General features: G+C 69.5%; 12 protein-coding genes. 6 read left to right on the top strand and 6 right to left on the bottom strand.

Translation table 11 applies throughout. The features are described from left to right. Positions 1 to 65: 65 nt before the first annotated feature. The 3 genes from ACPT94_RS05680 to ACPT94_RS05670 are packed head-to-tail and all read left to right on the top strand — an operon-like array spanning position 66 to position 3,264. Entirely contained in the window at positions 66 to 1,043 is a 978-nt protein-coding gene (locus ACPT94_RS05680; protein WP_360336216.1) for an ABC transporter permease, read from the top strand. Positions 1,044 to 1,053: 10 nt separating this feature from the next. Further along, positions 1,054 to 2,115, top strand: a complete 1,062-nt coding sequence (locus ACPT94_RS05675; protein ID WP_360336214.1) for an ABC transporter ATP-binding protein — start codon at positions 1,054 to 1,056, stop codon at positions 2,113 to 2,115. Positions 2,116 to 2,127: 12 nt separating this feature from the next. Next, positions 2,128 to 3,264 carry an ABC transporter ATP-binding protein gene (locus tag ACPT94_RS05670; RefSeq protein ID WP_360336213.1) on the top strand — a complete coding sequence of 379 codons (1,137 nt, stop codon included), beginning with the start codon at positions 2,128 to 2,130 and terminating at the stop codon, positions 3,262 to 3,264. A gap of 162 nt (positions 3,265 to 3,426) precedes the next feature. On the opposite strand, the gene ACPT94_RS05665 is transcribed toward ACPT94_RS05670, so the two are convergent. From ACPT94_RS05665 to ACPT94_RS05640, 6 genes are all read right to left on the bottom strand, one after another. Then, positions 3,427 to 4,470, bottom strand: coding sequence for an ABC transporter ATP-binding protein (locus ACPT94_RS05665; protein WP_360336211.1), 1,044 nt, complete (start codon positions 4,468 to 4,470; stop codon positions 3,427 to 3,429). Further along, positions 4,467 to 5,546, bottom strand: coding sequence for an ABC transporter ATP-binding protein (locus ACPT94_RS05660; protein WP_425245258.1), 1,080 nt, complete (start codon positions 5,544 to 5,546; stop codon positions 4,467 to 4,469). The genes ACPT94_RS05665 and ACPT94_RS05660 overlap by 4 nt, the downstream gene beginning before the upstream one ends. 8 nt (positions 5,547 to 5,554) lie before the next feature. Further along, a complete protein-coding gene (locus ACPT94_RS05655) occupies positions 5,555 to 6,538 on the bottom strand; it encodes an ABC transporter permease (protein WP_360336207.1) in 984 nt (327 codons plus the stop codon). Between the two features lie 8 nt (positions 6,539 to 6,546). After that, positions 6,547 to 8,325: an ABC transporter substrate-binding protein gene (locus ACPT94_RS05650; RefSeq protein WP_425245257.1), complete on the bottom strand. Its 1,779-nt coding sequence runs from the start codon at positions 8,323 to 8,325 to the stop codon at positions 6,547 to 6,549. 92 nt (positions 8,326 to 8,417) lie between these two features. Further along, complete coding sequence (locus tag ACPT94_RS05645) at positions 8,418 to 9,449, bottom strand: ABC transporter permease (protein WP_425245256.1); 1,032 nt, start codon at positions 9,447 to 9,449, stop codon at positions 8,418 to 8,420. Positions 9,450 to 10,229: 780 nt separating this feature from the next. Beyond that, on the bottom strand, positions 10,230 to 12,398 hold the full coding sequence (locus ACPT94_RS05640; protein WP_425245255.1) for a S9 family peptidase: 2,169 nt from the start codon (positions 12,396 to 12,398) through the stop codon (positions 10,230 to 10,232). 177 nt (positions 12,399 to 12,575) lie between these two features. Here ACPT94_RS05640 and ACPT94_RS05635 point away from each other — a divergent pair, with 177 nt between their 5' ends. The 3 genes from ACPT94_RS05635 to ACPT94_RS05625 all read left to right on the top strand — a co-directional run bounded on the left by ACPT94_RS05635 (position 12,576) and on the right by ACPT94_RS05625 (position 14,316). Then, on the top strand, positions 12,576 to 12,770 hold the full coding sequence (locus ACPT94_RS05635; RefSeq protein WP_189934182.1) for a hypothetical protein: 195 nt from the start codon (positions 12,576 to 12,578) through the stop codon (positions 12,768 to 12,770). Between the two features lie 227 nt (positions 12,771 to 12,997). Further along, positions 12,998 to 13,906, top strand: coding sequence for an N-acetyl-1-D-myo-inositol-2-amino-2-deoxy-alpha-D-glucopyranoside deacetylase (gene mshB, locus ACPT94_RS05630; RefSeq protein WP_425245254.1), 909 nt, complete (start codon positions 12,998 to 13,000; stop codon positions 13,904 to 13,906). Further along, entirely contained in the window at positions 13,906 to 14,316 is a 411-nt protein-coding gene (locus ACPT94_RS05625) for a DUF6113 family protein (protein WP_360336181.1), read from the top strand. The genes mshB and ACPT94_RS05625 overlap by 1 nt, the downstream gene beginning before the upstream one ends. Positions 14,317 to 14,336: the final 20 nt, after the last annotated feature.

Here is a 14,336-nt window from a genome sequence, read left to right as displayed (position 1 = left end):
GGAGCGCACCCCCGCGGTCGTTACCCCCTCACACCGCCGTATTTCGAAGAGAGCATCCACCCGCCATGCTTCAGTTCCTTCTCCGCAGGCTGACCGGCGCCGTCGTGATCTTGTTCCTGATCGGTGCCTTCACCTTCTTCCTGTTCTACACAATCCCCCAGGACTTCGCCGAGCTGTCCTGCGGCAAGAACTGCACCCCCGAGAACATCGCGGTGATCCGCGAGAACCTCGGGCTCGACAAGCCCATCACCTCCCAGTTCTGGGAGTTCATGCTGGGCATCGTGTCAGGCCGGGACTTCCCCCAGGGGCACTGCTCCGCGCCCTGTCTGGGTGTCTCCTTCAGCACCGGCGAGTTCGTCTGGGACTCCATCATCGACCGCTTCCCGCTGACGCTGTCGCTGACCGTGGGCGGCCTGGTCATCTTCCTGCTGTTCGGTCTCGGCACCGGCCTGCTCGCCGCCTGGAAGCGCGGTACCGTCGTCGACAAGGTCGTCAGCGGCGCGTCCATGGTCCTGAGCTCGTTCCAGATCTACTTCCTCGGACCGATCGTCCTCGGGATCCTCGTCTACAGCACGGGCTGGATGGACGACCCCAAGTACGTCCCGTTCACGGACAATCCGGGCGCCTGGTTCATGGGCATGCTGATCCCCTGGCTCGTGATGTCCACGATCTTCACCGCGCAGTACACGCGTATGGCGCGTTCGACCATGATCGAACAGCTGCAGGAAGAGCATGTCCGCACCGCGCGGGCGAAGGGCATGAAGGGCGGGTACGTCTTCTTCCGCTACGCCTGGCGCGGATCGCTCATCCCGATCGTCACTATCATCGGTATGGACCTCAGCGCGCTCCTCGCCGGAGCCGTGGTCACCGAGTTCACCTTCGACCTCGCCGGCATCGGCCGTCTCGCGGTCGAGTCCTCGCTGACCAAGGACCTGCCGCTGACGATGGGCGTCATGCTGTTCGGGGCGTTCTTCATCCTCGTCCTGAACATCATCGTGGACCTCGCCTACGCCTACATCGACCCGCGCGTGCGCCTCGCCTAGGAGAAATACCGTGACCACACTGACCAAGACCGAAGGTGCCCAGGCTCCGACCGGGCCCGAAGCCTTCCTGTCGGTCCGTGATCTGCGGGTGCGGTTCTCCACCGAGGACGGCATCGTCAAGGCGGTCGACGGGCTCTCCTTCGACGTCGAGCGGGGACAGACCCTCGGCATCGTGGGCGAGTCCGGCTCGGGCAAGTCGGTGACCAACCTGACCATCCTCGGCCTGCACAACCCCAGGACCTCCACCGTCGAGGGCGAGATCGTCCTCGACGGCAAGGAACTGGTGACGGCGACCGAGCGGGAGATGGAGAAGCTGCGCGGCAACAAGGTCGCGATGATCTTCCAGGACCCGCTGACCGCGCTGTCGCCGTACTACACGGTGGGCCGGCAGATCGCCGAACCCTTCATGAAGCACACCGGAGCCTCCAAGAAGGAGGCGAAGGACCGTGCCGTGGAGATGCTGGCCAAGGTCGGCATCCCGCAGCCCAAGACGCGCGTCGACGACTATCCGCACCAGTTCTCCGGCGGTATGCGCCAGCGCGCGATGATCGCCATGGCGCTGATCTGCAACCCCGACCTGCTGATCGCGGACGAGCCGACCACCGCCCTCGACGTGACCGTGCAGGCGCAGATCCTCGACCTGCTCAAGGACCTCCAGCAGGAGTTCGGGTCGGCGATCATCTTCATCACCCACGACCTCGGCGTGATCTCGCACATGGCCGACGACCTGTTGGTGATGTACTCGGGCCGGGCGGTCGAGCGCGGCAGCGTGCGCGAGGTGCTGCGCAACCCGCAGCACCCCTACACCTGGGGCCTGCTGGGCTCGATGCCGCGGCTGGGCGGCGACACGGCGCACCCGCTCACCCCGATCCCCGGCAACCCGCCGAGCCTGCTCAACCCGCCCTCGGGCTGCCCCTTCCACCCGCGCTGCGCCTACCGGTCCGAAGTGCCGGGGACCGCGTGCACGGACGAGCGGCCGCCGCTGGCCGAAGGACGCGCGGCCGCCTGCCACCTGACGGCCGAGCAGAAGCAGACCATCTTCATCGACAAGATCCAGCCTCGGCTGCGCTAGGAGATCCGAGACATGAGCGACAACGTCACACTCTCCGCGCAGCAGAGCTCCACGGACACTGCCAGGGAGACCCTCCTCCAGGTCGACGGGCTGACGAAGCACTTCCCGATCTACGGCGGCTTCCCGATCAAGCGCAAGGTCGGCGCCGTCCAGGCCGTCGACGGCGTCGACCTGACCGTCGGCGTCGGCGAGAGCGTCGGCCTGGTCGGCGAGTCCGGCTGCGGCAAGTCGACCACGGGCCGGCTCATCACCCGGCTGCTGGAACCGACCGGCGGCAAGATCACGTACGCCGGGCAGGACATCACGCACGCCTCGCGCCGGCAGATCGCGCCCGTGCGGTCCGAGATCCAGATGATCTTCCAGGACCCGTACTCCTCGCTGAACCCGCGCCAGACGGTGGGCACGATCATCAAGTCGCCCATGGAGGTCAACGGGATCAACCCGCCGGGCGGCCGGGAGAAGAAGGTCAGGGAGCTGCTGGAGCTGGTCGGTCTCAACCCCGAGCACTACAACCGCTTCCCGCACGAGTTCTCCGGTGGTCAGCGCCAGCGCATCGGCGTGGCCCGTGCGCTCGCCCTGAACCCGAAGCTGATCGTCGCCGACGAGCCGGTCTCCGCGCTGGACGTGTCGATCCAGGCGCAGGTGGTGAACCTGCTGCAGAAGGTCCAGGAAGAGATGGGCATCGCCTTCCTCTTCATCGCCCACGACCTGGCCGTGGTGCGGCACTTCTCGCAGCGGGTCGCGGTCATGTACCTCGGCAAGGTGGTGGAGGTCGGCGACCGCGAGTCCATCTACAACCGGCCTCGGCACCCCTACACGCACGCCCTGCTGTCGGCCGTGCCCGAGGTCGAGATCGAGGACGAGGACGCCGACCGCGAACGGATCCGTCTCTCCGGCGACGTCCCCTCGCCGATCCACCCGCCGTCCGGCTGCCGCTTCCGCACCCGTTGCTGGAAGGCCCAGGACAAGTGCGCCACCGAGGAGCCGCCGCTCGTCCAGATCTCCGGCAACCGTGAGGGCCACCTGACGGCCTGCCACTTCCCGGAGGACCCGACCACGGAGGCCCGCGACGAGGACGTCGTGATGGACCCGGCGCTCAAGGCGCTGGAGGAGAACGCGGAGGCGGACGCGGACGTCACGAAGGACTGACCCGCGCCCCACAGCCACTGGAGCCGGCCCGTCGCTCACCACGACGGGCCGGCTCCGGTCTTTCGATCGCCCCGGCCTCGCTGATCGGTGCGTTCGGGAGGCTCGTCCCACCGGGCGCGCCGCCCGTCGGCGGCACGGGAGGGCGGCTCGACGACCCTGCCCCTACCGGCCCCGACCCGTGCGCACCCCGGCGGGTTCCCCGGCTCCGGTCGCGGCCTCCGGGTGGTGGCACGCCGTGAGGTGACCCGTGCCGTTGCCCTCGATCCTGGTCAGTGGCGGCGCCTGAGTCGCGCACCGCTCCGTCGCCTTCCAGCAGCGCGTGCGGAAGCGGCAGCCGGAGGGCGGGTCGATGGGGGAGGGGACGTCGCCGGTGAGGAGGATGCGTTCGCGGCGCGGGGCGTCCCGGGCGGTGACCTCGGGGACCGCCGAGAGCAGCGCCCGGGTGTACGGATGGCGCGGGTTGTCGTACAGGTCGGAGCGGTTCGCGATCTCCACGATGCGGCCCAGGTACATCACCGCCACCCGCTGGGAGAAGTGGCGGACCACGGACAGGTCGTGGGCGATGAAGACGAAGGCGATGCCGAGGTCCCTCTGGAGGGTCTGGAGGAGGTTCACCACCTGCGCCTGGATCGAGACGTCCAGGGCGGAGACCGGTTCGTCCGCCACGATCAGCTTGGGGGACAGGGTCAACGCCCTCGCGACACCGATGCGCTGACGCTGGCCGCCGGAGAACTCGTGCGGGAAGCGGTTGTAGTGCTCGGGGCTGAGGCCGACGGTCTCCAGGAGTTCGCGGACCTTCTTCTCCCGGCCGCCCTTCGGGTCGATGTCGTGGATCTCCATGGGCGACTTGATGATCGTGCCCACCGTCTGGCGCGGGTTCAGCGAGGAGTACGGGTCCTGGAAGATCATCTGGATCTCCGGGCGGACGGTCGCCAGTTGCTTGCGGGAGGCGTGGGTGATGTCCCGGCCCGCGTAGGTGATCCGGCCGGCGGTCGGTTCCAGGAGCCGGGTGATCAGGCGGCCCGTGGTGGACTTGCCGCAGCCGGACTCGCCGACCAGGCCCAGGGCCTCGCCCTCGGCGACCTGGAAGTCCAGGCCGTCGACCGCCCGTACGGCACCGATCGTGCGTCTGACCGGGAAGCCACCGCGGATCGGGAAGTTCTTCGTCAGGCCGCTGACGTCCAGGAGGGGGTCTGGGGTGGTCATGCGTGGGCCGTTCTTTCTCTCGTACGCCAGTCGACCTGCTCCACCGCGTAGTCCGCGAAGTACTCCCGGCGCTGCTCCGCGGTGAGGTGGCAGGCCGCCCCATGACCGTCGGGTGCTTCCAGCGGTGGCTGCCGCGTGGCGCACAGCCCGTCCGGGACCTTCTCCGCGAAGGCGCACCGCGGATGGAAGCGGCAGCCGGGCGGCGGAGCGAGCAGGGAGGGCGGGAGGCCCGGGATCGGGGAGAGCGGCACGTCCACCGGGCCGTGCAGGCTCGGCATCGAGCCCAGCAGGCCCAGCGTGTACGGGTGCCGGGGCGCCCCGAGGACCTCCGCGCGCCGTCCCTTCTCCACGCACCGGCCGCCGTACATCACCAGGACGTCGTCGGCCATCCCGGAGATCACCCCGAGGTCGTGCGTGATGAAGATGATCGCCGTGCCGAACTCCTGCTGAAGGTTCCTGAGCAGGTCCATGATCTGGGCCTGGACCGTCACGTCCAGGGCCGTCGTCGGCTCGTCCGCGATCAGCAGCTCGGGGTCGCAGACCAGCGCCATGGCGATCATCGCGCGCTGCCGCATGCCTCCGGAGAACTGGTGCGGATAGTCGTCCACCCGGACGTCCGGCTGGGGGATGCCGACGCGGCGCAGCATCTCGACCGCCCGCTGCCGCGCCTCATGGCGTGACGCCCCGGTGTGCTTGCGGTACGTCTCGCCGATCTGCGCGCCGACCGTGTGGTACGGCGACAGGGAGGCCAGCGCGTCCTGGAAGATCATGGACATCGTGTTGCCGCGCAGCCGCTCCAGCTCCCGCTCGGTCGCCCCGAGCAGATCCCTGCCGTCCAGCAGGACCTCGCCGTCGAGGTCGGTGCGCGCGCGGTCGTGCAGGCCCAGGATCGCCAGGTTGGTGACGGACTTGCCGGAGCCCGACTCGCCCACGATGCCGAGGGTGCGGCCGCGCTCCAGGTCGAAGGAGAGACCGTCGACCGCCCTGACCACACCGTCCTCGGTGGAGAAGCGCACCCTCAGGTCCCGTACGGAGAGGAAGGGCGCACCCGCGTTCCTCTGTGTGCCTGTGCTCATCGGTCCTCCTAGACCAGTCGGACCCGTGGATCGATGAGCGCGTACACCGCGTCCACCACGATGTTCGCCAGGACGATGGCCGCGGCCGCGACGAGGACGACCCCGAGCAGCAGGGGCAGGTCGTTGTCCCGTACGGCCTTGATGGACAGCGCCCCGATGCCGTGCAGTCCGAAGGTCTCCTCGGTGATGATCGCGCCGCCGAGCAGGTAGCCCAGGTCGAGGCCGAGGATGGTGACGATCGGGCCCATGGCGCCGCGCCAGGCGAACCGGAAGAAGACCGTGTGGCGGGCCAGGCCCTTGGCCCGGGCCGTCCGTACGTAGTCCTCGTTCAGCGTCTCGACCAGCTGTGAGCGGGTCATGCGGGTGTAGTTCGCGGTGAAGATGAGCGCCAGGACCAGCCAGGGCAGCAGCAGGCCCTTGAACCAGGCGGCGGGGTCCTGGGTGAAGCCCGCGCTGTCCTGCGGGCGGGGCAGCAGATGCCACTCGTCGGAGAGGTAGTACATCGCGACCACGCCGACGATGTAGATCTGCAGGGACGAGCCGACCAGCGACGCCGACGACGCGATCTTGTCCAGGGCCTTCCCCTGGTTGAGCGCGGCGATCATGCCGGTGCCCACGCCGAAGACGACGAACACCGCCGCGCTGCCGAGCGACAGCGAGAGCGTGGTCGGGAAGCGGTCGGTGATCAGGCCCAGGACCGGTTCGTGGTTGGTGAACGAGTAGCCGAGGCACGGGGCCGAGCAGTGCCCGAGCCCCGTGTAGTCCCGGCCGGCGAACACGCCCACCAGCCAGTGCCAGTACTGGACGGGAAGGGGATCGTCGATGCCCAGGTTGTGGCGGACCAGGGCGAGGGTCTGCGGGGTGCAGACCTTGCCGCAGGCCGTGCGGGCGGGGTCGCGGGGGGCGACGTAGAAGAGGACGAAGGTGATGGCGCTGATGATCAGCAGGATCAGCAGCGCGCTCAGTGTCCTGCGGGCGATGAAGCGCAACATGGCGGACGTCAGGCCTTGGCGTACAGCTTGTAGAGGATGAAGGCGGAGAACAGCGGGTCGAACTCGGCGCCGCCGACCTTGGCGCCGTACAGGTAGTAGCGCCGCTGGTACGTCTCCGGGATGATCGGCGCCTCCTTCTGCATGATCTGCTTGTCCAGCGCCGCCCAGGCCGCGTTGGCCTTGGTGACGTCGGTGATCGCGGCGTCCGTCTTGATCGCCGCGTTGACCCAGCTGACGTTGAGCTGCGAGACGTTGTTGGCGCCGTTGGCGATCGTCGTGCCGTCGAAGAGGGGCTGGATGAGGGTGTAGGCGGCGGGCCAGTCCGGGGACCAGCCGAACCACATCACGTCGAACTGGTTGTCGATCTGCTGGACCTGGTCGTAGTAGCTGGTGGAATCCACCGGCTTGACGACCGGGTCGAAGCCCGCCTCCTTCAGGGCGTTGGCGATGACGACCTTGGTCTTGTCGTACGCGTCGTTGGCGCCCTGCGGATAGGTGTAGACGATCTTCTGGCCGAGCTTGCCGGCCTCCTTCAGCAGCGCCTTGGCCTTGGCCGTGTCGCCCTGCGGCTTGGTGAGCTTGCCGTAGATGTCGTACTTCACGCGGCCCGCGATGTCGGGGCTGAGGATGGTGGTCGCGTAGTCGCCCGCGGACGGGCCGCCGTAGATCGTGCGGATCTGCTCCAGCGGCCAGGCGTAGTTGAGGGCCTGACGCACCCGTACGTCGGTGATGCGCTTGCAGTTGATGGCGTAGTAGTACAGGCCGGTCAGCAGGCCGTCGACGGTACGGGCCTTGAGGTCGGGCGTGGTGATCACCTTCTGGATGCGCTCGGCCGGGACGCCGCTGTAGGCCATGACCGCGTACTGGTCGGTCCCGGAGTCCGCGATCAACCGGTCGGTGGCCTGGAGGGCCTCCGGGCCGAACTCGAAGGCGAAGGAGTCGGGGTAGGCGGTGCGGATGGCGTCCGTCGCCGGGTCCCAGTGCGTGTTGCGCACCAGCGTCATGGACTTGTCGACGGAGTGCTGCTTGATCCGGTACGGGCCGCAGGAGACCGGGTCCTTGTCGTACTTCTCCTTGGTGTCCTGCCCGACCGGCACGGCGCCGTAGGAGTGCATCGCCAGCGCCCAGTTGAGGTCCCCGCGGGGTGTCTTCAGATGGAAGGTGATGGTCTTCTTCGCGGTGTCCGTGACGATCGAGTCCAGGTGCTTGCCGCCGTACGGGCCCTTGTAGATCGACCGGAAGTCGGGGGAACCGGTCAGCCAGGTCTGGACGTAGGTGGCGCCCTCGGTGGTGAAGCTCGCGAAGCCGCGCTCGATGCCGTGCCGTACGTCGTCGACGGTCAGCTCGCTGCCGTCCTCCCACTTCAGCCCGTCCTTCAGGGTGAAGGTCCAGGTCTTGCCGCCGTCGGACATGGTGCCCGCGTCGGTGGCGAGGTCGCCGACGAGCTTCATCGAGCCGTTGGGGGCGATCTTGTAGCCGGTGAGGCAGCGGATGTAGAGGTTGCCGACCGTGGAGTTCCAGGCGAAGTAGATGCGCTGCGGGTCGAGGTGGGAGAAGTCGTCCGGGCCCAGGGCGTGGATCGTGCCGCCCTTCTTCGCGCCGGTGACCTCGGGGGCGGGTCCGGTCGAGTCGTCCTTCGTGCCGATCGTGACCGAGGAGTACTTGGCGGAGGCGGCCGAGCCGCCGCCCGTGTCACCGCCTCCACCACTGCTGCACGCCGAGAGGACCATGGAGCCACCCGCCGCGACCGAGGTGGCGATGACGAAGTTTCTGCGGGAGAGAGACATGCGGTGTCCTGCCTGAATCAGGGAGAGGGGGGAGCTGTGCGTCTCCGGCGGGCCCCGTCGCCCGGGCCGGAGGAGAGGGGATGCGGCGCGGGTCAGCGCCGGATCTTCGGGTCGAGCGCGTCGCGCACGGAGTCGCCGAGGAGGTTGAACGCGATCACGAAGATCACCATCGACAGACCGGGGAAGAGCATGTACGTGATGTCGTTCTGGTAGACCTGGGAGCCGCGCTGGATCATCACGCCCCAGTCGGGCGTGGGGTCCTGGAGCCCGACGCCGAGGAAGGCGAGGGCCGCCTCCGTCGTGACGTACATGGGCAGCGCGAGGGTCGCCTGGATGAGGATCGGCGTCCACAGGTTGGGCAGCAGTTCCTTGAAGATGATCCGGGCCGGTGAGGCGCCGGTGACCTTGGCCGCCTCGACGAACTCCCGTTCGCGCAGGGCGAGTACCTCACCGCGCAGCAGCCGGGCCATGGGCGCCCAGCCGAACGCGGTCATCACCGAGATCAGGCTGACGACGACCAGCCAGGTCGGCGTGTTGTCCTCCGGCGAGACGAACATCGAGATCATCACGGGCCAGAAGGCGAGGAAGAAGAGCGTGGAGGGGAAGGCCAGCAGGATGTCGATGACCCGGCCGACCAGGTTGTCGATCCGGCCGCCCAGGTAGCCGGCGGTGATGCCGACGACGATGCCGAGCACGATGACCAGCAGGGTCGTCACCGTGGCGATCAGCAGTGAGTTGCGGATGCCGTACAGCAGCAGGGTGAGGACGTCCCTGCCGAGCTGGGGCTCGATGCCGAACCAGTAGGAGCCGCTGATGCCGCCGTTCGGCTTGACGGGGAAGCCGAAGTCGTTCAGCAGACCCGGCTGGTTCTGGCCGTACGTCGTGTACGGGTCCTTGCCGTACAGCTTCGCGATCAGCGGCGCCGCGATGCCGGCCACGAAGAAGAACAGCACCACCCAGCCCGAGACGACCCCGGTCCGGTCGCGGCGGAAGCGTTGCCAGGCGATCTGCCGGGGGGAACGGCCGGCAGCGCCCTGTGACGGGGCGGCGGGCGCCGGGGGTACGGCACCCGGATCCGTCGCCACCTGCAACGGGGCGGCGGCCGGTGGCATGGGGGAGGTCATGGTGCTCCTGGCCTGGATGGGGCGAGGGGGCGGCGCGGGGTGTGTGCCGTCGGTACGACGGAACCCGACGCGCCGTCAGCACGGAGCGGACCCGCGTGCCGACAGCGCACCGCCGACTCCCGAGCCGTCGGGGCGGCAGAACTGCGGACTGTCGGTACGCGGCATCCCCGTGCCGGCGGCATGGGGGATGCCCATGCGGTCGGCACGGCGATGACTCCGTGCCGTCGGCACGAGGTGAACCGACGTGCCAAGCGCGACTTTTCAACTCCGTTCAGGCCAGCGTCAATGAATCGTTTACGGCTTTGATCTGCTCTTTTGCCGTTTGACCCCGGTGTGGGGGGCCGCATGGTGCCGCTTTGTACTGCGATGACCAAAGCGGGGGACGCGGCGCGCGCCGGCTGGTGGGTCCGATATGCGGGAGCCGGCCTGTCGGAATGCGTACATCCGGACGGCCGCGGCCCTCGCACGGCCGGGGAGAATGTGCGCCATGTGTGCAATAGGGCGATATGGGCCGGTAATGAACGGAGCCCGGCGCCCGGATCATCACGAGGAGGCCGTCATGCGTGCGGCCCTGGTGGTGGTCCCGCCCGAGGTGACCCGGGGGAATCATGGCGTCGCGGGCGCATACCAGCACATTTGTGCAGCAACTGCGTTAACACGCAGGCAACTTGGCTGACCCGATTCCGATATACGGACGCGTCAGGCTGAACAGCGTACGGCCGTGCGGGTGCCGTGAACGGGCCGGGGACGCGCCATGTCGTCCCCGGCCCGTTGCTGTGCCTAGACCAGGCCGAGCGAGCGCTTCAGGAAGTCCACCTGAAGCAGCAGCAGGTTCTCGGCGACCTGCTCCTGCGGGGTCATGTGGGTGACGCCGGACAGCGGCAGGACCTCGTGCGGGCGGCCGGCGGCCAGGAGGGCGGAGGACAGCCGCAGGGCGTGGGCGACGACCACGTTGTCGTCCGCCAGACCGTGCACGATCATCAGTGGACGGTGGGGCTCGGCGGGGGAGGAGAGTCCCTCGTCCGTGACGAGCGAGTTCCTCGCGTACGTCTGCGCAGCGGCCGTCGGGTCTCCGAGGTACCGCTCGGTGTAGTGGGTGTCGTACAGCCGCCAGTCCGTGACCGGGGCGCCCGCGATGCCCGCGTGGAAGACGTCCGGGCGGCGCAGCACCGCCAGGGCCGCCAGATAGCCGCCGAAGGACCAGCCGCGGATCGCCACCCGGGTCAGGTCCAGGGGGTGCGTCTCGGCCAAATCCCGCAGCGCCTCGATCTGGTCGTCGAGGGCGACCGTGAGGTCCTGGTGGATCGCCTTCTCCCAGCCGGGGGAGCGGCCCGGTGTGCCCCGCCCGTCGGCGACGACCACCGCGAACCCCTGGTCGGCGAACCACTGGGAGGTCAGATGCGCGTTGTGCGCGGCGAGGACGCGCGGTCCGTGCGGCCCGCCGTAGGGGTCGAGGAGTACGGGGAGAGGGGTGGCGTGCGAGGTGTCACCGGGGTAGTCCGTAGGCATAAGCACGGCGCACGGGATCCGCCGTGCGCCCCCCTCGGTGAGCTTCACGCGGGGGGACAGGCCGGGATCTTCCGCAAACGACCGGACAGTCGCCACCGTCGCCCAGCCTCCGGCCGGGGGGACCCCCATCTCCCTGCGCCCGCCGTCCCGCAGCACCCGCACCTGGCTCCCCGGCCGGTCCGGCACCGCCGAGACCAGCACGGTCACGTTCCCCGAGCGCACCGCCGAGTGGACCCCGGGCTCCTGGGAAAGGCGCTCGACGCCGAGCTCGTTGACGCGGTAGACATGCACCTCGCCGATCTCCGGACGCTCGGCCTCCGCTCCGGCCGAGGCGGACACCAGCACGTCGTCGGCCGTGACGTCCAGCACCGCCCGCACATGCAACTGCGCTCCGGTCAACGGCCGTTCGCCCACCGCGAGGACCCGCGCACCCCCCTCGTCGGCGATCCGCACGAGCTGTCCCGAGGGGCTCCAGCACGGCACCCCAGCGAAAAGATCCAGCCAAATCCGATCTTCGTCGGCGTGCACCATCCGGGTCGCCCCGGAGCCGGTGTCCACCGCCAGGTACAGCTGACTGCGCTGGTCGCGCGCCTGTACGAGCAGCAGCGGCGCACCCGCCGCTGACCAGTGCACTCGCGCCAGATACGGATAGCGCGTCCGGTCCCAGACGACCTCCGTGCGCGCCCCGTCGAGGCCGGTCAGGAACAGCCGGACCTCCGCGTTTGCCGTCCCGGCAGCCGGATACCGGACGTGTTGTGGGTCACGTTTCGGCTGGGCCGGATCCGAGATCCACCACTGCTCCACCGGCGTGTCGTCCACCCGCGCCACGAGCAGCCGGTCGGACTCCGGAGCCCACCAGAACCCCCGCGCCCGCCCCATCTCCTCGGCCGCGATGAACTCGGCCAATCCATAGGAAACCGCCTCCGACTCCGGTTCGGCGAGCGCCCGATCGCCCTCCCCCTCGGCGCCCACCACCCGCAGGGCGCCCTGCGCGACGTACGCGACGAGCCGCCCGTCGGGCGAGGGGCGGGGGTCGATCACCGGCCCGGCGACGGGGAGTTCGCGTGCCGTGCCGGCCCGCAGCTCCGCCGTGAAAAGCCGCCCTGACAAGGCGAAAGCCGCCAACTCGACGGCCTCGTCGGTGGCGTAGCCGACGATCCCCGCACCACCCTCGCGGCTGCGTTCGCGGCGCGCCCGCTCCTCGGGCGAGAGGTCCTCCGAGGCGCCTCCCAGCAGCGCGCGGGGGTCCGCGGCCACGCGCTCTTGACCGTCCGCCGGATCCAGCACCCACAGCGCGTTGGCGCGATCCGTGCCGGAGTGCGAGCGCAGGAACACGACTCGGGAGCCGTCGGGGGCCACCGTGAACGAACGCGGCGCGCCGAGCGTGAAACGCTGGGTGCGGGCGTGCCGCCGGGGGAAGGAGTCGGACTCGGTCTTCATGCCCTGACCATATTGGCCATGCGCCCCCTTGTGCGGCTGTGCGCCACTCGATGCGCACGCACTCATAGTTATGATCACTAGCGCTGTGTGGGTATGAACCTGCTGGCAGTTGTATGGATTTACAAGTTCCCTCGCTCTGTTTCCCCCACGTACCCGGGTTCTTGGAGGTGAGCCGCCGTGGCACTCTCGATTTCGGCGGTGGTGCTGCTGGCGATCATCGTCTTCTTGCTGATCAAGAAGTCAGGACTGAAGGGTGGTCACGCAGTCGTCTGCATCCTGCTCGGCTTCTACCTCGCCTCCTCGACGGTCGCGCCCACGATCAGCGATCTGACGACGAGCGTGGCGAGCATGATCGGCAGCATCAAGTTCTGACGCGGATCGCGCCGCGGGCTCCGGTGGGCGGTCGACCGGAGCTCGTCCTTCACCGCCACAGTCCGCGCCTTCCCCGCATTCGGATCCGTAAGCCTGCCGGATCCGGGACGGGTACGGGGCTGGAGCGGGGGCGTGAACGGTCACGGCGCCGCGGCGATCTCGCGGCCATGGACACGACGGCCGGAGCCGTGACGCCACACGGGGGGCCCGCCTCGTAGGGTTGCCCCATGACGGAACCGCCCTCCCGGCGTCTGCTGCTGGTGCACGCGCACCCGGACGACGAGTCGATCAACAACGGCGCGACCATGGCCAGGTACGCGGCCGAGGGGGCCCACGTGGCCCTGGTCACCTGCACCCTCGGTGAACGCGGCGAGGTCATCCCGCCGGAGCTGGGGCATCTCACCGGCGCCGCCCTGGGCGGGCACCGCCTGCGTGAGCTGAAAGCCGCCATGGCCGAACTGGGCGTCGACGACGTCCGGCTGCTCGGCGGCGCCGGCCGTTACGCCGACTCCGGGATGATGGGCATCCCCGACAACGACGACCCCGCCTGCTTCTGGCAGGCCGACGTCGACACCGCCGCGGCCTCCCTCGCCGAGGTCGTCCTCGAACTGCGCCCCCAGGTCCTCGTCACGTACGACGACGACGGCGGCTACGGCCACCCCGACCACATCCAGGCCCACCGCGTCGCCATGCGCGCGGTGGAGCTCGCCGCGCACGCCGGCTGGAACGTTCCCAAGGTGTACTGGAACCGCGTCCCGCGCTCCGTCGCCGAGGCCGCCTTCACCCTGCTCCAGGAGGAGCTGCCCGGCCTGCCGTTCACCAAGAGCGCCTCCGTCGCGGACGTACCCGGCGTCGTCGACGACGACCGCGTCACCACGGAGATCGACGGCACCGCGTACGCCGCCGCCAAGGCCGCCGCCATGCGCGCGCACGCCACCCAGATCGAGGTCGCCCCCGACGGCCGCTCCTTCGTGCTCTCCAACGAGCTCGCCCAGCCCCTCTTCGTCACCGAGTACTACGAGCTGGTGCGCGGTGAGCGGGGCGGGACGGGGGTCCCGCCGGCGGGAGGCCGGGGGAGTGCGGAGAGCGGCGGCCGGGAGACCGATCTGTTCGCCGGGCTGGAAGGGGTGGTCTGATGTCCGACCGCGGTTCGATGCTCGCCCAGCCCCTCCAGGGGCCCTCCGCCGGACGGATCGCCGCCTACCTCGGGCTCCTGCTGCTCGGCGCGGTCGCCGGCCTGGCCGGGGCGCTCGTGCAGGCCGGCTGGTTCCCCGGCGGGCTGCTGCTCGCGCTCGCGGGCGCCGCCGGGCTCTTCCTCGGCGGGGCACGCGCCGTCCGCAGTCGGGGCGGGGCCGTCGCGCCCGCCGCCGGCTGGCTGATCTCCGTCATCCTGCTCACCGCGGCCCGCCCCGAGGGCGACTTCCTGTTCGGCGCGGGAAGCGGCTCCTACCTCTTCCTGCTCGGCGGCATGGCCCTGGCTGTGATCTGCGCCACCCTTGGCTCCGGGCGGCAACCGGTCGGCGGCGACGTCCGACTTGGCAAGTGACGTACCACTTCTCCACGGCG

It is taken from the genome of Streptomyces aurantiaciflavus, from assembly GCF_049808595.1.
In the GTDB taxonomy this organism is placed as follows: Bacteria; Actinomycetota; Actinomycetes; order Streptomycetales; family Streptomycetaceae; genus Streptomyces.
The sequence above is the reverse complement of the archived record's forward strand: the minus strand, read 5'-3'. Positions and strand labels throughout refer to the sequence as shown.